This window comes from Seohaeicola saemankumensis (assembly GCF_042678485.1).
In the GTDB taxonomy this organism is placed as follows: domain Bacteria; phylum Pseudomonadota; class Alphaproteobacteria; order Rhodobacterales; family Rhodobacteraceae; genus Seohaeicola; species Seohaeicola saemankumensis.
The window spans coordinates 251,213-270,193 of sequence record NZ_JBHTKR010000002.1; the positions used below are offsets into that span (position 1 = coordinate 251,213).

22 protein-coding genes and 1 pseudogene are annotated in these 18,981 nt (G+C 61.0%); 8 read left to right on the top strand and 15 right to left on the bottom strand.

Annotation, left to right across the window (positions count from 1 at the left end; genetic code table 11):
• The first annotated feature begins 58 nt into the window (after positions 1-58).
• A complete protein-coding gene (locus ACFQ3C_RS05025; protein WP_380789386.1) occupies positions 59-430 on the top strand; it encodes a PEGA domain-containing protein in 372 nt (123 codons plus the stop codon).
• 224 nt (positions 431-654) lie between these two features.
• On the opposite strand, the gene ACFQ3C_RS05030 is transcribed toward ACFQ3C_RS05025, so the two are convergent.
• From ACFQ3C_RS05030 to ACFQ3C_RS05050, 5 genes are all read right to left on the bottom strand, one after another.
• A complete protein-coding gene (locus ACFQ3C_RS05030; RefSeq protein ID WP_380789387.1) occupies positions 655-975 on the bottom strand; it encodes a hypothetical protein in 321 nt (106 codons plus the stop codon).
• A 306-nt stretch (positions 976-1,281) separates the two neighbouring features.
• On the bottom strand, positions 1,282-2,133 hold the full coding sequence (locus ACFQ3C_RS05035; RefSeq protein WP_380789388.1) for a hypothetical protein: 852 nt from the start codon (positions 2,131-2,133) through the stop codon (positions 1,282-1,284).
• Positions 2,134-2,317: 184 nt separating this feature from the next.
• Complete coding sequence (locus ACFQ3C_RS05040; RefSeq protein WP_380789389.1) at positions 2,318-3,358, bottom strand: hypothetical protein; 1,041 nt, start codon at positions 3,356-3,358, stop codon at positions 2,318-2,320.
• Between the two features lie 10 nt (positions 3,359-3,368).
• Positions 3,369-3,950, bottom strand: coding sequence for a hypothetical protein (locus tag ACFQ3C_RS05045; protein WP_380789390.1), 582 nt, complete (start codon positions 3,948-3,950; stop codon positions 3,369-3,371).
• An 852-nt stretch (positions 3,951-4,802) separates the two neighbouring features.
• Positions 4,803-6,341 (bottom strand): recombinase family protein, encoded by a 1,539-nt coding sequence (locus tag ACFQ3C_RS05050; protein ID WP_380789391.1) that lies wholly within the window; start codon positions 6,339-6,341, stop codon positions 4,803-4,805.
• A 59-nt stretch (positions 6,342-6,400) separates the two neighbouring features.
• Here ACFQ3C_RS05050 and ACFQ3C_RS05055 point away from each other — a divergent pair.
• Positions 6,401-6,646 (top strand): annotated as a pseudogene (locus ACFQ3C_RS05055) (winged helix DNA-binding protein); the annotation flags it as partial.
• A 108-nt stretch (positions 6,647-6,754) separates the two neighbouring features.
• Here the strand turns inward: ACFQ3C_RS05055 and ACFQ3C_RS05060 are convergent.
• From ACFQ3C_RS05060 to ACFQ3C_RS05075, 4 genes are read right to left on the bottom strand one after another with little or no spacing between them, the layout of a single operon-like run.
• A complete protein-coding gene (locus ACFQ3C_RS05060) occupies positions 6,755-7,492 on the bottom strand; it encodes a DUF1194 domain-containing protein (protein ID WP_380789392.1) in 738 nt (245 codons plus the stop codon).
• Between the two features lie 15 nt (positions 7,493-7,507).
• The gene (locus tag ACFQ3C_RS05065; RefSeq protein WP_380789393.1) at positions 7,508-7,936 is read right to left on the bottom strand and encodes a VOC family protein; all 429 of its coding nucleotides are present in this window, start codon (positions 7,934-7,936) and stop codon (positions 7,508-7,510) included.
• A 46-nt stretch (positions 7,937-7,982) separates the two neighbouring features.
• Positions 7,983-9,422, bottom strand: a complete 1,440-nt coding sequence (locus ACFQ3C_RS05070; RefSeq protein WP_380789394.1) for a surface lipoprotein assembly modifier — start codon at positions 9,420-9,422, stop codon at positions 7,983-7,985.
• Positions 9,412-10,377, bottom strand: coding sequence for a thymidylate synthase (locus ACFQ3C_RS05075; protein WP_380789395.1), 966 nt, complete (start codon positions 10,375-10,377; stop codon positions 9,412-9,414). Before ACFQ3C_RS05075 ends, ACFQ3C_RS05070 begins: the two co-directional genes overlap by 11 nt.
• Before the next feature lie 220 nt (positions 10,378-10,597).
• Between ACFQ3C_RS05075 and thyX the strand changes: the two genes are divergently transcribed.
• Positions 10,598-11,503 carry an FAD-dependent thymidylate synthase gene (gene thyX, locus ACFQ3C_RS05080; protein ID WP_380789396.1) on the top strand — a complete coding sequence of 302 codons (906 nt, stop codon included), beginning with the start codon at positions 10,598-10,600 and terminating at the stop codon, positions 11,501-11,503.
• 271 nt (positions 11,504-11,774) lie between these two features.
• Positions 11,775-12,173 (top strand): DUF2177 family protein, encoded by a 399-nt coding sequence (locus ACFQ3C_RS05085; protein WP_380789397.1) that lies wholly within the window; start codon positions 11,775-11,777, stop codon positions 12,171-12,173.
• Positions 12,174-12,223: 50 nt separating this feature from the next.
• Here the strand turns inward: ACFQ3C_RS05085 and ACFQ3C_RS05090 are convergent, their stop codons facing one another.
• On the bottom strand, positions 12,224-12,430 hold the full coding sequence (locus ACFQ3C_RS05090; RefSeq protein WP_380789398.1) for a cold-shock protein: 207 nt from the start codon (positions 12,428-12,430) through the stop codon (positions 12,224-12,226).
• On the opposite strand from ACFQ3C_RS05090, the gene ACFQ3C_RS05095 reads away from it, so the two are divergent.
• Genes ACFQ3C_RS05095 through ACFQ3C_RS05105 form a run of 3 tightly spaced genes read left to right on the top strand, consistent with a single transcriptional unit; the run spans position 12,429 to position 13,308 of the window.
• Complete coding sequence (locus ACFQ3C_RS05095; protein WP_380789399.1) at positions 12,429-12,569, top strand: hypothetical protein; 141 nt, start codon at positions 12,429-12,431, stop codon at positions 12,567-12,569. The genes ACFQ3C_RS05090 and ACFQ3C_RS05095 overlap by 2 nt on opposite strands.
• Positions 12,570-12,597: 28 nt before the next feature.
• Entirely contained in the window at positions 12,598-12,915 is a 318-nt protein-coding gene (locus tag ACFQ3C_RS05100) for an arsenate reductase family protein (RefSeq protein WP_380789400.1), read from the top strand.
• A gap of 24 nt (positions 12,916-12,939) precedes the next feature.
• Entirely contained in the window at positions 12,940-13,308 is a 369-nt protein-coding gene (locus ACFQ3C_RS05105; RefSeq protein WP_380789401.1) for a hypothetical protein, read from the top strand.
• On the opposite strand, the gene ACFQ3C_RS05110 is transcribed toward ACFQ3C_RS05105, so the two are convergent.
• The 5 genes from ACFQ3C_RS05110 to thrS form a co-directional block, all read right to left on the bottom strand.
• Positions 13,309-13,851: a DoxX family protein gene (locus ACFQ3C_RS05110; RefSeq protein ID WP_380789402.1), complete on the bottom strand. Its 543-nt coding sequence runs from the start codon at positions 13,849-13,851 to the stop codon at positions 13,309-13,311. It abuts the gene before it with no gap.
• A 4-nt stretch (positions 13,852-13,855) separates the two neighbouring features.
• Positions 13,856-14,608, bottom strand: coding sequence for an HvfC/BufC family peptide modification chaperone (locus ACFQ3C_RS05115; RefSeq protein WP_380789403.1), 753 nt, complete (start codon positions 14,606-14,608; stop codon positions 13,856-13,858).
• Positions 14,605-15,486 (bottom strand): MNIO family bufferin maturase, encoded by an 882-nt coding sequence (gene bufB, locus ACFQ3C_RS05120; RefSeq protein ID WP_380789404.1) that lies wholly within the window; start codon positions 15,484-15,486, stop codon positions 14,605-14,607. Before bufB ends, ACFQ3C_RS05115 begins: the two co-directional genes overlap by 4 nt.
• Before the next feature lie 92 nt (positions 15,487-15,578).
• Positions 15,579-15,869: a BufA1 family periplasmic bufferin-type metallophore gene (locus ACFQ3C_RS05125; protein WP_380789405.1), complete on the bottom strand. Its 291-nt coding sequence runs from the start codon at positions 15,867-15,869 to the stop codon at positions 15,579-15,581.
• Between the two features lie 217 nt (positions 15,870-16,086).
• On the bottom strand, positions 16,087-18,033 hold the full coding sequence (gene thrS / locus ACFQ3C_RS05130; protein ID WP_380789407.1) for a threonine--tRNA ligase: 1,947 nt from the start codon (positions 18,031-18,033) through the stop codon (positions 16,087-16,089).
• 184 nt (positions 18,034-18,217) lie between these two features.
• Between thrS and ACFQ3C_RS05135 the strand changes: the two genes are divergently transcribed.
• The gene (locus ACFQ3C_RS05135; protein WP_380789408.1) at positions 18,218-18,970 is read left to right on the top strand and encodes an alpha/beta hydrolase; all 753 of its coding nucleotides are present in this window, start codon (positions 18,218-18,220) and stop codon (positions 18,968-18,970) included.
• Positions 18,971-18,981: the final 11 nt, after the last annotated feature.

Sequence of the window (18,981 nt, forward strand, 5' to 3'; positions counted from 1 at the left end):
GCATTCCAGTTGGGGAGTGTCCGTAAATACAAGAAAGTAGGGAAGCTTGAAAGTCACTATGACTTTATTGAGCGCTGCAGCGCTAATTCTCAGTGGATGCGCGACTATTACGCGTGGTTCAGAAGATGTTCTCGTAGTAAACTCTCAGCCTCAAGGTGCACAGGTTCAACTGAGCAACGGAATGAGTTGTACTTCCACTCCATGCTCCTTCAAACTGCCACGACGTTCCAATCTGGAAATCGCTGTGAGTAAGAAGGGCTGCCGAGAAGTAAAAACAAATGTAACACATAAAACAGCTGACAGTGGTGCGGCTGGTGTGGCCGGTAACGTATTGGTCGGGGGAATCATTGGGCTGGCTGTCGATGCTTCCACAGGGGCATCGCAAGACCTTGTGCCTAATCCGGTCGAAGTTACTCTTCAGTGCCGTTAACTGGTATAAAAGAAAGCTAACTTCTTAGCTTACTCATGAGAGAAATGCGAATTACGTTAAAAAACGCACTGCATCATGAGTAAGCTATGAGATGGTACACATCAGTACAAAATCAGAAGGGCAAGACTACTAGCGAAATTTGCGGGCCTTCCCCTCGATTAACTTGTGCGCCAGTTTGAGAGGTGTATGAAAAGATGAATTTGTACTGTTTGCGGCGACGCTGGTTATGTCCAGTGTCCTTGCTCAATCGGGATGCCAGTGCTCTCGCACAGTTCCTTTAGTTTGCTATAGGTAAGTTTTTCCTCGCTATTGAAGGCTTCCTGGGCAAGTAGAGCGAGGAAAGCTTGCGCATGAGGCGTGGCAATGTTCATCCAGAACTCGTGATCCCAATCTCCCCAAAAAGCTTCCGCTTTTGGTCCCGCGTACACTCCTTCAATCCTTAAGCTGCCGTCTGGTTTGAAGGTCAGTGAAATCTCCACAATGTCAGGACCTTCAGCGCTCTCAATCCTTTGCGAATAAAGTGTGAATTGGTTTTCATTTGTCATAGAAATTCCCTTCCAAGGTGAGAAGTTTTTTTCCGAATCTTGCCAACATGAGTGATTGGCCTGCCGATATACATTGGTCGGCGTTATAGGCCACTTCTGATTTTGAGCTACCACCAGAAATTCCTTCTCCCAATTTCAAGGCTCTTTGGCTTGTGTCGCAAGGACAAACTCCGCGTCTTTTCACCAGCGACGCCTCGGAGTACCCCCATTAAAGTGGCCCACCAACTGGGATAGTATTACCCTCGCGGATGCGCTCCACTGTGTTCCGGCCCACGAAGGACAGTTCTTGATCATCGTCAAACATCCTCAATCCTCCTCTCCGATCAGGATCGGCGCACTCGGAATGTCTCTCCCCGGGACAGCCTTGAGTCCTCCCCGGGATGTCCTTGAGAGTGTCTCGTTGTCCCGGCTGACTTTCCCATTGACCCGTTCGCGCAGTTCCACCGCTGCAATCAGATCGATGTCTCGCCAGAACTTTGCTCCGAACTCTCGCTCAATCAGGTCAGTGATTAAGCGGCCTGTTTCTGTCTGAACCCCTGAGGTGATCTTCACCTTTCGCCGGGGTTCATCTTCGATCTGCCTGAACGAGATAAAGTGGAGCATCAATCGCCCGATGATCTTGCGAATGGCTCCATCGGTTTGCCTCTTGGTCATAGGAATGGTGTTTCCCAGGGACATCCAGGCGATAGCCCCAACGGCCGTTTCGATCTTGTCCCGATCCTCTTGCAGAAGCTTCGTCTGGATCGCTGAGGCCAAATATGCCTTGGCCAATGCCTTGCGGGTCCAGTTCTTCCGACGCCGCCACAGGGTGGTCTCATCGAAGTCATTCGCCTTGTCACTGCGGAGACTTTCGATACCCTGCATGACCCGATCCCAAGCCCGTTGATCCTCGGGTGTCTTGATGATCGCCCTGAGAACGAAGCGTCCGATCTTTGCGAAACGCTGGCGATCTTCCAGCAGCCTAAAGTTCAGTGGGATGGTCGGATGGCCGAACTTCATATTCGCCATCTGGTGCTTCTTGCAGTACGTTGAGAAGTCCTTGATTGCTTTCCCGCAGTCAGGCACTCGGCATACCCGCTTCTCTTCAATGCGCCTCTGGCCGATCTGCAATGCAGTCACGCGGGATCGCCAGAGAACCTTTCGGTTTCTGTCTTCCATGTTTTCTGTTCCTTGGATGTGTTTTTTGGTTTGTTTAGGTAAGTCTTAGATTTCGCAGGAAGCTTGGACCGCTGCGGGTTTTTGGGGTCTTCTCAAATCCCGCATCTGCGGGTTTTTTGCGGGTCCTGAGACACTCCCAGAACCCGCGCAGAACACCATCAGACCCTGCGGGTTTTCCCCGGGATCACTCGAAGTCCTCATCAAGTCCCGCTAGGTTATCCCCGGACAACGCATGCAGAGCCTGCTTCATGGACCCGAGGAAATCCGGGGACCATCCCGCCAATTCGAGGAACCGATTGCTGATTGCCAAGATCGCCTCACCCGTGATCTCAGCGCTGCGAGGATCAGAGAATGCCTCAGGGCCAAGCGCCCGTGTCAGCTTGATCACCGCTGCATCAATGGCCCTCTGGCGCTTCTCATTGGTGAACTCTTCGTCGAACTCCGAGACACCCTCAGCCATCCGCTGCGCCCGACCCCATGACAACTCCGAGATCGCAAAGACCCACTCCCGGTCTGGAAGGTTGTCTGGCTCAAAACCCGCACCTGCGGGATTCCTGCGGTCTACCCTGGGGACAGGATCAGGATCAGCAGCATCCAACTCAACCAGCTTCTTGAACGTGGCCTTCATCTGCTGGAGCAGTCGCTCACTGACATGCAGGTCCCGGCACCTCTGGGCCATGACGAACTTCCCACGGTCAACCCCGCCGAAGTGCAGGACCACCTGCTTCCACGCCCAGTTCACCCGGTCCTCCTTGCGAAGACTGAGTTTTGCCTTGGCGTTCTCTCTGGTCGAATGGACCTTCGCCTCAGCGATCTCCCCGGTGATCACAGTCACGGGCACCCTGATCTTCCTGAAGCCCTTCCGCTGGCGGTTCTCATGGTTGTACTTGCGGATCGCTATGAGGCGATGATGGCCATCCACAACAATGAACCGCCTCCCAGACCACCAAATGACAACAGGGTCCAGAACCTCAGCCCCACCCCGCTTGAGCGCATCAATGATCTCACGGGTGAGGTGAGCCTCTTCCCCGAGTTGCCCTTGGAGTGACCTCGGCTGGAACACCGCCGTCCGTACCTTCAGGATGTCATCGGGCGCGTACAGCACCCCCTCCAGGTTAACGATCCTCGACATGTCCGGCTCGGATGGCGATCCCTCCTGCATGTCCTGCTCAAGTTCGTCGTAGGCTTCCTGCATCGACTTCTTCGGGTTATCAAATTGTGTCATCAGGATACCCTCAATACTCGAACTCAACGCAGTTCTTGAGTTCCCTCAGGAGGTACTCAGTCCGAACAACCATCTTCATCTGCCCGTGGAGGGACTGCCGCTCCTCCTCAGTCGCAGGGCTTTTCATGTACTGCTCCCAAAGCTTACTGCAGGCATCCTTGTCACTCAGCACATGCTTCTCAATCGGACCCTGCAGGTACGGCTCAATCGTCGCACTCCGGTGCGCTTGCAGTCCGTGCAACGTCTTCGGGCAGTAGCGACCCATCATGTCCCGCGCGGTGTTCATGTGTGAACCCAAAGTGCTTTCCGCGATGACCAGCAGCGCCCCATGCAGTTCCACCGGGGTGTTCTGGAGCATCTCCCGAATGGGGGCATCCGCCTGATCCAGACCACCCGGTTCATTCATCGGGTCCCCCGCGTGTGGACGCAGGTGAAGCTCCATTGAAACCGGGTCCGTGGTCATCCGGTAGATCGCCATCGCCCTCAGGGCCTTCTCACGTCGATCCGTGGGTAGGCTGGCAAACCACTCCACGGTGGGCATTTCGTGGGTCGTTGCATTGGTGTTGTTCATGTTGTTCATGTTGTTGTCCATCTGTTTGGACTCCTTTGTTCTGGCCACGTGTCCACTATGGGTACCCGGGCGAGGTTGATTGATTTGGTTGAGTTGGTTGGTCTTGAACCCTGCAATTACAGGGTCTTTGCAGGTGCAACCGCTGGCGTTCACCCCGGCACACTCACAGTCCCCCCTGGGTTTCACCGGGAGAGTTCCTGCGGTCCACCTTGGTTTTCCTTTCGGTCGCGCAAGAATGTTTCGCCCCGATCTCACAGCGAGACAGGTTATGACACATTCAAGCTTTTTCATGTTTAGTGGAATTGGTTAGTATCCTGTGTCCGACAACAGGTCGAAACACAGGGACACCCGGAGAAACCTCAGCGATCTCTCAGGGTCCGCAAAGCCCCCGCTACTCATGGCAACGATCAGGTCTCTTTGGGGAAGTCAGGGGTAATTGCGATTGATGCTCTCCGTCACTCAGAGTGAACGGGAGGTCTTCTTCAGATAGTGGGCTGTAATTGTGATCAATGTCATCCGTCACTCAGAGGGAACGACTGCTATTGCTTATTAGTGGGGGGAAATTCACTGATCGTGCTATCCCCTTTTTTCATGAGGTTCCTAGAAGGATGTGCAGAAGTCAGTCTCAGGCCAAAACTGCACATCGTGTGCATTTTCCCTGTGTACCGAACCTGCACATATGACGGTATTAGGCATGTGCATTCTCAGGGTCATCCCAGCGTAACCCTGACTCCGTTCCTGAGTTCCACATGAATGACCAACACTCCCCCGCTTTCATGCTCAGGGAACATCCGACCCACCGTAGCCCTTTCGACGACCCTGCGTACCCACAGGTTCACCTCATGTGCCACAAGATCCCATCGATCCCTGAGTTCACCCAAACATCAACTCCTGATCCCCGAGGTATACCTTCACCTTGTTCCTCAGCTTCACCTCCAACATCACCTTCTTACCCACGCGGCCATCACCGCCTTCGGTACGCTGCTGCCTCTGTTCCCCACGAACCACGTTGACCCGTTCGACCAGCCGCCGCACCACCTGGTTCGCTTCCCAAGGTTCCATCCCGTCGAGGCTCTCGGGTATTTCCTGCAATGCCAACGCCTGACCCCTGTGGAGTTCTTTCAGTTCGCTCTGGGCTTCTTCCACGTCCGCCTGAGCGGCCAGTACGAGCCTTTCGGAGCCTGACCTATGGGCGAACTCAAGAGCTGTGAGGGCGGCTGTAAGGGCCTCCTCTGCATCGTTTAATTCGGGGGTTGTGTCGGTCTCATACGCGATCACGATCTCAGGCCAGCCTTCAAGAAACGGACGTTCGATCACCTCACGTTTCGCCACCCACCGTCGCGTAATGCCGTCAACGTAGGCATATGAGCCATCGCTTCCTTTGCGGCACACCGCACGGTTACCTCCAGCCTTCTCTGGGGACCAGATGACGCCGGTGAGGATGCCGTGAGTTTTCCTTTTGGGGGATGTGAGGGCCTTCGCTTCCTTGGTTTTGAAACGGTTCATATCCTGCAGTCGCATCATCACCCTGCGCTGCACATCTTCATCGACGATCCTTGGGAAGTACCCTTCGATCTGGTCGATCACAGTGCGGTCGTTCTTGGTTCCCTTGCCAATCTCGAGGATACCGTAGGGAGCCTTCGAGGATACCAGGCGGTAGATGTTGCCGCTGGCATAGGTCTTGCCTCTTGGGGTCTTGATGTCCCTGTCTCGGAAGCCTTTGGCGATGCTCCACACCGTTTCACCGTCTGCAAACCTTTGGAACAACTCGCGCATCACCTCGGCTTTTTCGTGAATGATCTCGAAGTGACCGTTGTCCAGCGGAGCGTTTACGCCGCCGACCAGCTTGAGCCATGACGGGATCGCTCTTGAACGTAGGCGCTTTCCTTCCTTCACCTTGGCGAGGTTTCGTTGCCAGCCATCCTTCACCCGCTTGGATTTCGTTAGGCTCTCCTCGTGGGCGCGGGAGAATGTCAAGATGATCATAATCGATGTCAGAGGGTCCTCGTCGAGGTCCTTGAGTGTGTACCTCTTCCCATCCTGTAGCGTGACTACGTCAACGCCTGCTTCGAGGATGTCTTCCAGTACCCTTGCGGCCTTCCGGTGGGACTGCCTTGAGATGCGGTCGAGGTTTTCCACAATCAGAACCGATCCTTGTGGGATCAATCGTTGCTCAGTGAGAGCCTTAAAGGTTGCCAGCTTCCCCACCGTGGTATTGTCACCCCGAAAGGCTGACACCGCCTCGTCGTTCAGGTTGAGAGACTTATCGAGGACATACCCGTTCTCATCGGCCCATCGCTGGGCTGCTTCCGTCTGACGTTCGAGGCTTGCGCCCTGGCGTTGCTTCTCCGAGGAGAAACGCACATACGAGAAGGCTAGGTGACGAGGGTCAGTGATGCCGTCAGCGGTCATTGAAGTCTTCCTAGATGGTTCTGAAGTACCCTCGTAAAATACCTACATTTTTTACATACATCAAGAAACTCGTGGAAATGGGCTATATGCACCACCAGCGCTGCGAGATAGACCGCCGGTCGGTCCGGGTTCGGCTGACACCCCGCGGGCGCGAGATCCGCGATGTGGTGGGCGGGCTCTTCGCGCGTCATGCCGAAGGTCTGGAAAGCCGTGGCGTGCTGGGGCCGGACGGGATCGATGACATCACCGGCGCGCTGCGCCGGGTGGAACGCTATTGGGCCGATCAGATCCGCTATATCTACTGATGCGCCCTGTGGCGCGGGCGGATGCCTCCGGCGGGGATATTTCTTGCAAGAAGAAACCGGGGCGCCGGCAAGAAACCGCAGGCGGCGTTGCCATGGGGGCTTGCCCCGTCAGCGCGACAATTGGCCGATCCGCACCTCGAGTTCGCGCAAGAGCTTGCGGCGCATCGCGCGTTCGAAATCCTCGAACCCTGCGGCCACTTCGACAAAACTGCCAGGTCCATTGATGACCACCTGCCGGAAATAATCGGCAAGACCCGTTTCGGCGCCTTCCGTGATCCCGTGATCCGTGCCGGCCTCCTGCACCTCGATGACCAAGGCGTTGACGGTGATCTGCGAGAAATCGAAAGCGTCATAGGCGGCGGTCGGGCCAAATCCGTCGTTGTTGACCCCGTCGCCCGAGATATCCAGAACCCGGGCATCGCAAACCGGACCCTGACCGAAAAGGTCATGGGCATATTGGATCGCGTGCCCGATGGCTGTTGAAAACTCGGCGTAGCTGCGGCGGCTCAAGGCGATCCTGTCCGCCACAGCGCCGATCGTCGCCGCGTCGCGCAACATCACCCAAGGCAGCACCATGTCCTGCTGGACCCGGCCGCTCCATTCGAACATGGCCAGGGCGACCGGGCGATCTGGCTGGGCGAGGATTGCATCGATCACCTCAGGGGCGCGCAGGGCTTGCGCCAGCCCGCCGCGTTGCAAGGCATCCTCCAGCGGATCGACCGAGGAGGAGATGTCCATCGCCAGCACCAGCGCCAGGCGGCACGCCTCTTGCGCCGCGGCGACACCCGCCCCCGCCACGGCAAGACCCGCAGCAAGGAGCGCGCGCCAGGCGAAGGAACCGGCCATCGCCCGCGCCTGCCGTTACCAGTGCCCGGTGTTAGGCATGCTGATCCAGGGTTCGGCCGGGGTCAGCGGCGCACCCTTCTGCAGGAACTCGATCGAGATGTTGTCAGGGCTGCGCACGAAGGCCATGCGCCCGTCACGCGGAGGGCGGTTGATCGTGACGCCGTTGTCCATCAGGTGCTGGCACATCGCGTGGATATCGTCCACCTCATAGGCCAGATGCCCGAAATGGCGGCTGTCCGAGGGCAGGCCATCGTCGCCATCCCAGTTGTAGGTCAGCTCGACCGGGCATTCCTCCTGCCCCGGGGGGGCCATGAACACCAGGCTGAAGCGGCCTGCCTCGTTGTCGTAATGGCGGGTCTTGACCAGCCCCAGCAGTTCGAAAAAGGCTTGTGTCTTTTCCAGGTCCTTCACCCGCACCATGGTGTGAAGATATCGGATCGTCATGTCATGTCCTTTCGATTGGCCGTCCCGTGCATCCCGCGGCAGAGTGTCAGAAGAGCGACCTGATGCCAAAGGAAACCGCCAGCTCACTGGCATCGAAACGGCTGAAGTTTGAACGCGTCTTCTGCGCCCTCAGCGTGAGGGTGGGCGCAAATCCGGCATAGTCAAGATCCTGAAACAGAATGTCGACACTGCCGAAGACCGTATCGTCCTGCCGCCCCCCCGGCACGACGATGAAACCCACGGCATAGTCGGGGTAAAGCGTCTCTGCCGCGCCCAGGGTGAAGCTGAGGCGCGCGGGACCGATCGGCCTGACCATGTCATAGCGCAGATAGGCGGTGCTGCGGGTGGATACCGCGTTGCGGCTGTCACTGTCGCTGTCCCGCAACGCCAGCGACAGGCTCAGGCGATCCCCGTTGGCGATCCTGTATCCCAGGGTCGCCTGAAGGCCCAGTGTCTCGATCGGTTGGTTGAACCCATCCTCGAAAACGCGCCGCTCTGCCTCGGCCCCCAGTGTCAGGGTGGCGCTGTCGGAAAGTTTCATCCCGCGTGTCAGGCCAAGGCGCAGATGCCGTTGATAGGGGTCGCCGCCATACCAGCTGCGCCCCGCGGCCAGTTCGGCCGCGACAAAGCCGGTGTCGGCATCCGCGCCGGTGCGCCGCACATGGCGCAGGCCGGTTTCGACCAGGGCGAAGGAAAAATCGTCATTCGACACATCCGCGCCGGGAAAGCTGTTGGCCAGCGCCAGCGCGCTGTCATCCAGCCAGACCCGGCTGCCATAGGCGCGCAGCAGGGCCTGGGTTTCGGCCCCCTTAATGGCGTGCAGCCTGTAGCCGACCCCAAGGTCCGCAGCACCCGTCACACCGGACAGCGCCTGCGACAGACCGTCCAGAAGGCCGATCACCGGCACGCCATCGATCAGCGCATAGGGGCTGTCACTGCCGTTGTTCACATTCGACGAGGGGGCGATGGATAGCCGCAAGCGCAGTTCCAGAGGGTCCATCGCCCTGACCTGGCGGAAATCCTGTGCAATCCGGGGGCGCATCGCCGGATTCGGGGCATGCAGCAGCGAACGGCGCAGCCAGAGCTGGGCGCGGGTGAATTGGGATGCATCGACCGACAGCCGCGCGGCCAGTTGTGCGGCTTCGAATTTCTGCACATCCGTGTCCGCGTACCGATAGGCGAGGGCTGCGGCCTGCCGCGCCTCTTGCGGCCTGTCTTGCTGGCGCAGGGCTTGCGCGATGATGAAATGCGCCAGCGGATCCTTGGCATTGGCCTGAAGCAAACCTTGGCCGATTTGCAGCGCCAGCGCAGGATTTCCCTGTTGCAGGGCGGTCGCGGCAAGCCCGCGGGCCTGGTCCAGGCTCATGCTGACCTCGGCGACCGGGGGGGCCGCGGGCGGGCTGGTCTGCGCCAGCGCAGGCGCGCCCGCCAGAAGCGACAGGATCAGCGCGCCGGCAAGGCCGCGCCGCCCCGGTTTAGTTGGCATTGGCGCAGAGCAGGGGATCCGACCCGGTTGCGCCGCACCGGCTGAGGACGAAGACACCTGTCTCGCGTTCGCCCTGATAACCCAGCGAATTGGACGGGCCATCGAATTCCGTCAGCGCGACCACGCCGCCAACCGCCGAGGCATCGGTGCCGCCGAAGATGCCGCCGTAATCGCCGATGTCCTGCTCTGGCACGCCGCGGTAGTTCACCGTATTCCCGTAGAATGTACCGTCCGTCGCGATGTTGCCAACCCGCAGCGCAAGATCGGGCAGGGGCTGGGTAAGCTGGATCAGCGATCTGTCGAAGATCGCGCCGTTGATCGTGTTATTGGCGAAGTCGACGTTCAGGAAGATCGTGCCTACAACCTGGGCGCTTTGGGCGGGCCGGGCGGCGGTGTCGACCGCCGGGTCGACCGGCAGCAACTGATCGCCGGGCGCGTTGATATTGGTTTGTCCCGCGTAGGTGCCGGCATAGGACACAAGCCCCGATGTCGGCTTGACGAAGGTGTTGCCGGGATCGTTGCGTTCGTAAAAGCCGCCACTGAAGAATGTGTTGAACTGCCCGCCGTCCGCAGCGGCCCCGGCCTGAACCGAATTTCCGACGTCGCTGCTGCGCGCCACCATGGCCGTCACATGCCGATCCAGCGGATCGTCCTGCAGCGTGTAGGCCTGGTATCCGGGGCGGTCCAGCGCGGGTGTCCGCGTGTAGGTCGCATCCAGCGTCCCGCTGCTCAGCGAGGTCAGCCGCAGCACAAGCGTTCCGGCATCGGCGTCATAGGTGGCCGATTGCAGGTTGTTGGCCAGCGCTGCGGGGATCGTGGCGAAGGGATCCGGCACCGGCGTTGCGGGCGTGTCCACGACCACGGGGGCGTCATCCGACAGGATCGGTGTGAATGGATTGCCGCTGCACCCGGCCAGAATCGCACTCGCCATGCACATGCCCAAAAGCTTATTCATGTCACCGTCCTCGAAAGTTCATAACGTGGCACGAAGAGTCCCGTGGCACAGGGGTAAAGTCAACGACCCACGTGGCGAAGTTGGAAAAAATTCCCGCCTTTCGCGGTCGAAAGGCCCGGTTCGGGGCTGCGACAACCACCTTACTATTGTGGTTTCCGTAGGTACCATCCTCAAGATATAGTTGGGGCCGACTCAGACACCCGGATCAAGGAGCCCCGACATGCCGCTTACACCAGACCAGCAGGCCGAGGTTGACGCACAGCGCGCGCAGGCGCAGCCGACCCTTCGCGCGGTATCGCCGGGGATGGAGAAACATCTCTATACCGCGATCCCGGTCCTGGATCACGGCTTTGTCCGCGTGATCGACTACATGGGCGATGATGCGGCCATCTGCCAGGCGGCGCGCGTCAGCTACGGCAAGGGCACCAAATCGGTACAGAATGACGAGGGGCTGATCCGCTACCTGATGCGGCACTGGCACTCGACCCCGTTCGAGATGTGCGAGGTCAAGCTGCACGTCAAGCTGCCCGTCTTCGTGGCGCGCCAATGGATCCGTCACCGGACGGCGAATGTGAATGAATATTCAGCCCGCTATTCGATCCTGGACCGCGAATTCTATATCCCCGCGCCCGAACATCTGGCCGCGCAATCGGTGGTCAACAACCAGGGTCGCGGCGCCGCGCTGGAGGGCGAGGAGGCCGCCCGCGTGCTGGAGATCCTCAAGACCGACGCGAACCGCGCCTATGACCATTACGAGGCGATGATTTCGCAGGAGGGGCAGTTGGGTCTGGCCCGCGAACTGGCGCGGATGAACCTGCCCGCGAATATCTATACCCAGTGGTACTGGAAGGTGGATCTGCACAACCTGCTGCATTTCCTGCGCCTGCGCGCGGACGCCCACGCGCAATACGAGATCCGCGTCTATGCCGATGCGATCTGCAACGTGGTCGCCGATTGGGTGCCCTTCGCCTACAAGGCCTTCGAGGATTATCGCATGGGTGGTGCCACGATAAGCGCCACCGCGCTGGATTGCGTGCGCCGGATGTTGAAGGGCGAAGAGGTGACGCAGGAGAATTCCGGCATGAGCAAGGGCGAATGGCGGGAGTTTATGGATACGTTGGGGTGAGGGGAAAGCCAGGCGGAACAAGGCGCGGTACGCGCCGCCGCGCGATCGCCGACCCGCCCCCTGATCTTGAAATGCGGCGGCGGCGATTTTGCGACCGTTGCGGCATGAACGCAGGCTCGATGATGTGGCGGGATAAACTGCCTCTCATATAGGCGAGTTCGCCGCCCCGCGTGTCGGTGACCGCGCGGCTTTGAGTGGTGTGGGCGCTGTCTTTCATCCAAAACGCAACCCGGGCCGTATCCCTTTCAACCAGAACGAAAGGCCGCCTGCTTTGCAACTCATCATTCTTTATGTCTCGACCGCCGCCGTCTTCCTGATCCTTGACGCGATCATGCTGACGCGCGTCCTCAAACCCCTGTTCGAGACGCATCTGGGCGATCTGCTGGCTGAACCGATCCGCATCGGGCCTGCGGCGGTGTTCTATCTTTTCTACGTGGGGGGCCTGCTTTATTTCGTGTCGCTACCCGCGTTGCGCGACGCCGCCCCCATGGCCGCGCTGATCGGGGGCGCGATCCTGGGCGCCATGGCTTACGGCACCTATGAGTTCACCAATTACGCGACGCTGCGCGACTGGCACTGGCAGATGGTCGCCGTGGACCTGACCTGGGGCGCGATCCTGACGGGTGTGTCGGCTTGGGCGGGGGTGATGATCACCCGCGCCTTCGCGTGATCTGCGCGCCGGACCTGCGGTCTGTGCTGGCGTGATGCCGTCTGACCCCGTTACAGAGGCTTGAGATCGGCCGCCATCTGGCGTCCGTCGCGGCCTTCCTGCAATTCGTAGGACAGCTTTTGATTGTCGGCGAGGCCGGTCAGGCCGGACCGCTCGACCGCTGAAATATGAACGAAAACGTCCTTGCCACCATCCTCCGGGGCGATGAACCCGTAGCCTTTGGTCGTATTGAACCACTTCACGGTGCCGTTGGGCATGTCCCGTGTCTCCTTCACGTATGATCGTTACCACGGCTCATTCGGCCGTGCTGCGCGGCGCGCATATGAAAAAGATTGCATGGCTTTTGCAAAAATCAAGAAAAACACCCGTGAACTTGCAGGGTTTCGCCGGTATTGAGGGGCCGATGACTGATTGCGAGGCAAGGATGACCCTTTACGGACTGAAGACCTGCGACACCTGCCGCAAGGCGATCAAGGCTTTGCCGGGTGTGGATTTCGTGGATGTACGCAGCCAGGGCGTGCCCGCCGATCTGCTGGCGCGCGCCCATGCAACATTTGGCGCAAGGCTGGTGAATACCGCCTCGACCACATGGCGCGGCCTGTCCGAGGATCAGCGCGCCCGCGATCCGCTGGCGCTGCTGGCGGATCATCCCGCGCTGATGAAGCGCCCGCTGATCGTCGCGGATGACGGCACGCTGTACCTGGGCTGGGGCAAGGATGTGCAGGCGGCCCTGCTGGGCTGACACTGCGGAAACGGAGGGCGACACATGCGCAACGCAGCCCTGATGCTGGGCATCATCGGCGGGATCATGGCCATGGTGGTCGGGTTTTTCAGCTATGGCTATACCGAGGCCGTCGCCCGCTATGGCGAGATCGAGGGCCTGTTCGAACAGGTCGCCAATATCGAGGTGATCCGCCTGGCGAGTTTCCTGTCGCCCCTGCTGGCGATTGCCGGCGGCGCGATGGCCAAGGTCCGCGCGCTGTGGGGCGGGGTCTTGCTGCTGCTGTCGGCGGGGGGCATGTATTATGCCTTCGGGTTCAACGTCTTCACGATGTTTCCCATCGGGTTCTGCCTGGTTGGCGGCCTGTTGGCCCTGGCCGCCGGAAAACCCGACGAGCCGAAGGCGCATTTCTGATCAGCGTGCCAGCAGACGGTCCAGCGACAGCGCGCCCGCGCCCCGGGCGACCAGCACCATCAGCAGCAGGACCCATAGCGCGCGCTGATCCATGATCGGGCTGTCGGGCGCGCGGTCGAACCATGCGCCCAGCGTTTCGGGATGCGCCAGCGCGCCATGGCCGATCAGGTCGGTCAGGGTCTGCACGATGATGAAACCGATCATGCCAAGTGCGGCAAGGCGCGTCATCAGGCCCAGCACGATCAAGAGCGGCAGGATGAATTCGGCCCATGTGCCGGCCAGAACCACCAGTTTGTACCACAGGCCGAACTGGCTGATGTCATAGCCAACGGCCTCCATCGCGCGGGGGAAGATCTGGGCATAGGCCCCGAGCGAGGGGGTGAAGAGGCCGGGCAGGCCATCGCCCAGCTTGGTCAGGCCAGAGGCCCAGAAATAGGCCAGAAGCACCCCGGCGAAGACCAGGCGCGCAAGGGTGGGCAGCAGCCAATCGGCCCGTGCGATGGGGGCAAAGGCACGGTCATGAAGATGGATCAGGGTGTTCATCGGATTACTCGCTGTTCAGGCCGGTCAGGGCATGGCCTGCGATCAGCAGGCCAAGGATTGCGGCGGGATCGAAAGTCTCGTCCTCGGCTAGGCCCGCATCATGCGCGGCGCCCAGAGGCAGGCCCTGCATCAGCGCGGCGACAAAGGCGGCGCCGCCCTTGGGCAGCGGTTGGGCGACCGGATCGAAACCCGGTCTTGTGATCAGCACATCCTGCGCGCCCGCCTGCGGCGTAGGGCTGCCGGGGATCATGTTGAAGGCCCAGATCGCATGGATCGGCCAGCGCGAGCGGATCAGCAGAACGGCGGGGGCAAGGGTGAAACGGATCCCTGGCAGATCATCGGGCGCGATGGCCCCCAGCAGCGCGGGATCAAGCGGGGCCGCATCGGCGGCGTGATAGGACTGCCGCAAGGCCAGTTCCAGCCGCGCCACATCGCCCAGATACCCAAGGTGCGACAGCGGCGCTGCGTTTTCCAGAAATGCCGGAAAACCTGCGCCGTAATGCATCATCAGCCGTGACCGTGGCGGGTTGTCCCGCACGAAGACGCGCGCGATGGCCGCGAAATACGCGGCGCCCAGCAGCTTTTCCACAGCGGGAAAGCCCTGGGTCAGCGCCTCGATCAGCGAGACGGTGACATTGTTGCGATAGACGTTGAAGCGGCGTCCGGCCGGGCGGCCCTGACCGTCCCGCAAGCCTTGCGGCACGGGGCGGTCCGGGTCCATCAGCGCGGGCAGGAAATCATCGACAAGACCGGTCATAGCGCGGCCTCGGGTGTTCGGGCGGGGTGCAGACGGGCAAGGGTCGCCGCGGCGCGCCGCGCTTCACCGGCCAGAACGGGCCAGTCGGGCACGTCATTGTCCCATTCCACCAGAACCGGGCGCGCGCCAGAGCGGGCCAGCACATGATCGAGAAGGGTCCAGACCGGATCGGCAATCGCGGCCCCGTGGCTGTCGATCAGCAGGGGCGCGCCGTGGTCATCGGCGTCCGTGTCATGGCCGCCCAGGTGGATTTCGCCCACGGCGTCCAGCGGGAAGGCATCCACATAGCCGCGCGGATCGAAGCCGAGGTTGGTGGCCGAGACGAAGACATTGTTCACATCCAGCAGCAGGCCACATCCGGTGCGCCGGGTCAGTTCGCGCAGAAAATCAGGCTCGGACCATGTGCTTTCCGCGAAGGCAAGGTAGCTGGAGGGGTTTTCCAGCAGCATCCGGCGGCCAAGGGAGTCCTGCACCTGGTCGATGTGATCGGCCACGCGGGCAAGCGTCGCATCGGTATAGGGCAGGGGCAGCAGATCGTTCAGAAAGGCGCTGTCATGGCTGGACCAGGCCAGATGTTCGGAAAAGCTGGCCGGTTGCAGCCAGTCGCACAGGTGTTTCAACCGGGCGAGGTGTTCGAGATCAAGCGCGCCTTCGCCCCCGATGGACAGCCCCACCCCATGCACCGATATGGGAAAGCGTTCGGACAGGTGGCGCAGCTGCGCGATCGGGCGACCACCGTCGCCCATGTAATTCTCGGCATGGATTTCCAGCCACTGCACCGGGCGGGCATCCGCGATGATCTCGCTGTAATGCTGGGCCTTGTAGCCGACGCCGGGGGCTGAGGGCAGGGGCCGTGTGTCGCGGGGGGCTGTGGTCATGGTGGATGCTCCGTGATTGGCAGGCGGCGCGGGGCGCTGTCGGATCAGGGATGGATCGAGGCAGACGACCGGCGCCTGCCTCGGTTTGGTGCTTATGCGGGCAGGTCGCGGTCCAGCGCTTCAAGCGAACCCATCCGGCCGCCTTCTTTTTCCATCGTGACGCAAGTGCCGGCGGGCACCATCTTCCAGGCGTTGCCCTGATAGTCGACCTTGGAGGTGCCGGCGCAGGTGGTGCCGGGACCGGCGGCGCAATCATTCTCGCCGGCCAGCGCCACGCCGAAGCATTTCTCGGTGGCCTGTGCCTGTGCGGTGGTGGAATGGGCGGCCAGAGCGGTGGCCATTGCACCTGCGATGGCGAGCGACTTGATCATGGTGGTGGACATTGGGTTAATCTCCCTTGGGGTTGAATTCGGCATCGCTTGTTGGCGATATCCAAGTGGTAGCCGCCGCGTATCGTCACGCGCCAATCACGAGGAAGTGTGTCACGCCCGCGTGAGAAATGCTTGGAAAAAAGGGTGCCGTGGGTGGTGATCGGCCCGGAATCGCCTGCTTTCCACGCTGGAGGGGGCAGTGTTCCGGGCCGGTTCCGGGCCTTGATTGTTACAACAGGTCGGGCGGTGTCGCTTCGGCCGAGAGGCTGTCCACAATCGCGTCAAGCGATGTAACGGATGTCGAATTCTCACCAAGCCTGCGGACGGAAACGGTGCCCTCCTCGACCTCTTTCATGCCGCAGGCCAGGATCACGGGCACCTTGCCGACGGAATGTTCACGGATCTTGTAGTTGATCTTTTCATTCCGCAGATCGGCCTCGGCCCTTATTCCACGGGCTTTCAGCGCATCCACGACCTTGAGGCAATAGTCATCCGCGTCCGACACGATGGCCGCCACGACCACCTGGCGCGGGGCCAGCCAGAAGGGCAGCTTGCCCGCGTGAGATTCGATCAGGATGCCGATGAAGCGTTCGAAACTGCCAAGGACCGCACGGTGCAGCATCACGGGGCGGTGCTTTGCGCCGTCCTGCCCGATGTAATTGGCGTCCAGCCGTTCGGGCAGGTTGGGATCCACCTGCAACGTGCCGCATTGCCAGTCGCGCCCGATCGCGTCGGTCAGCACGAACTCCAGCTTCGGCCCGTAGAAGGCGCCTTCGCCTTCCTGAATCTCGTAGTCATAGCCCGCCGCGCGGCAGGCATCGCCCAGGGCCTTTTCCACCCGGTCCCAGCTTGCGTCGCTGCCCACGCGTTTTTCGGGCCGGGTCGAGAGCTTGATGGTCCAGTTGTCAAAGCCCAGGTCGGCATAGATCCCGGCCAGGAAGTCGATGAACTTCTTGGTTTCGGCCTCGATCTGGTCATCGGTGCAGAAGATATGCGCGTCATCCTGCGTGAAGCCGCGCACGCGCATGATGCCGTGCAGCGCGCCCGAGGGCTCATAGCGGTTGCACGATCCGAATTCGGCCATCCGCAGTGGCAGATCGCGATAGGATTTCAGGCCCACGTTGAACACCTGCACATGGCAGGGGCAGTTCATGGGTTTCAGCGCGTTGACGGTCTTTTCGCGGGCGTGATCCTCGTCTACCTCAACGATGAACATGTTTTCCTGGTAGTTTTCCCAATGGCCCGAGGCTTCCCACAGCTTGCGGTTCACGACCTGTGGTGTGTTCACCTCGACATAGCCGCCGCGGCGCTGCTGGCGGCGCATGTAATCCTGCAGCGTGGTGTAGATGGTCCAGCCGTTGGGGTGCCAGAAGATCTGGCCGGGGGCCTCTTCCTGCATATGGAACAGCTCCATCTCGCGGCCCAGCTTGCGGTGGTCGCGTTTCGCGGCCTCCTCCAGCATGGTCAGATGCGCTTTCAACTCGTCGCGGTTCAGGAAGGCGGCGCCATAGATGCGTTGCAGCATGGGGCGGCTGCTGTCGCCGCGCCAATAGGCTCCGGCCACATGCATCAGCTTGAAGGCGTCGGCGGGCACCTGCCCGGTGTTTTGCAGATGCGGGCCACGGCACAGGTCCTGCCAATGGCCGTGCCAATACATCCGCAGCGGTTCGTCGCCGGGGATCGCATTGATCAGCTCGACCTTGTAGGGCTCGTTATTGGCCTCGTAGAAGGCGATGGCGCGGTCGCGGTCCCAGACCTCGGTGGTGACGGGATCACGCTTGTTGATGATCTCGCGCATCTTCTTTTCGATCACGGACAGATCTTCGGGCGTGAAGGGTTCCGCGCGGTCGAAATCGTAATACCAGCCGTTGTCGATCACCGGGCCGATGGTGACCTTGACTGTGGGCCAGATCTCCTGCACGGCGCGGGCCATGATATGGGCCAGGTCATGACGCACCAGTTCCAGCGCGGGCGCGCGGTCGGCCATGGTGTTGATGGCAATCTTCGCATCGCTTGTGATCGGCCATTGCAGATCCCAATGCTTGCCGTCCAGCGTGGCGCTGATGGCCTTTTTAGCCAGCGATTTCGAGATGTCGGCGGCAACATCGGCGGCGGTCACGCCCGCGTCATAGCTGCGCGCATTGCCATCGGGAAAGGTGAGAGAGATCTGTGCCATATCGGCCTCCTCGTCGGTTTGGCGCCCACGGAACGCCCGGTTGCGGGTTATATTGTGCTGGGCCTATGTGACGTTCGGCGTGGCCCAAGTCAAGCGGGCGGGCGCCTCTTTCGATGCGGGGTTTTCCCGGCCTGCGGGCTGGGGCAAGATCGGGACCAAGGCGCAAACAGCGAAGGGCAGGACCATGGCAGAGTATCTTGAAACCGAAACGGGGCGGCGCATCGCATATGCGCGCATCGCGGGCGCGGGGCCGGGTGTGGTGTTCCTTGGCGGGTTCCGCTCGGACATGACCGGCACCAAGGCGCAATACCTTGAGGCATGGGCGCGCGCGGAAGGCAGGGCCTTTCTGCGCTTCGACTATTCGGGGCATGGGCAATCCTCGGGCGATTTCGAAGCCGGAGCGATCGGCGACTGGGCAGCGGATGCGATGGCGGCCGTCACGGCATTGACCGAGGGGCCGCAGATCCTTGTCGGCTCGTCCATGGGGGGATGGATTTCGCTGCTGCTGGCGCGGGACATGCCGGGCAAGGTGGCGGGGCTTGTGACCATCGCGGCGGCGCCTGATTTCACCGAGGACAGCATGTGGCAGGGGTTTGATGCCGATCAGCGCGCGGTGCTGGACACCGTGGGCAAGATCGCGCTGCCATCGGAATATGGCGCGCCGCTGGTGATCACCCGGCGCCTGATCGAGGACGGCCGCGCCCATCTGGTGCTGCGCGACCCGCTGAGGCTGCCATTCCCCGTCAGAATGCTGCAGGGCACGGCGGATGCGGATGTGGATCAGGGCGTGGCGCTGCGCTTGCTGGAGCATGTGACCGGCGACAATATCCGCCTGACCCTGGTCAAGGGGGCGGATCACCGGTTTTCCGACCCTGCCTGTCTGGACCTGATCGCCGCCGCGATCGCCGAAGTGACCGCAGACGCGGCGCGGGCCTGAGGGGGCGGCGC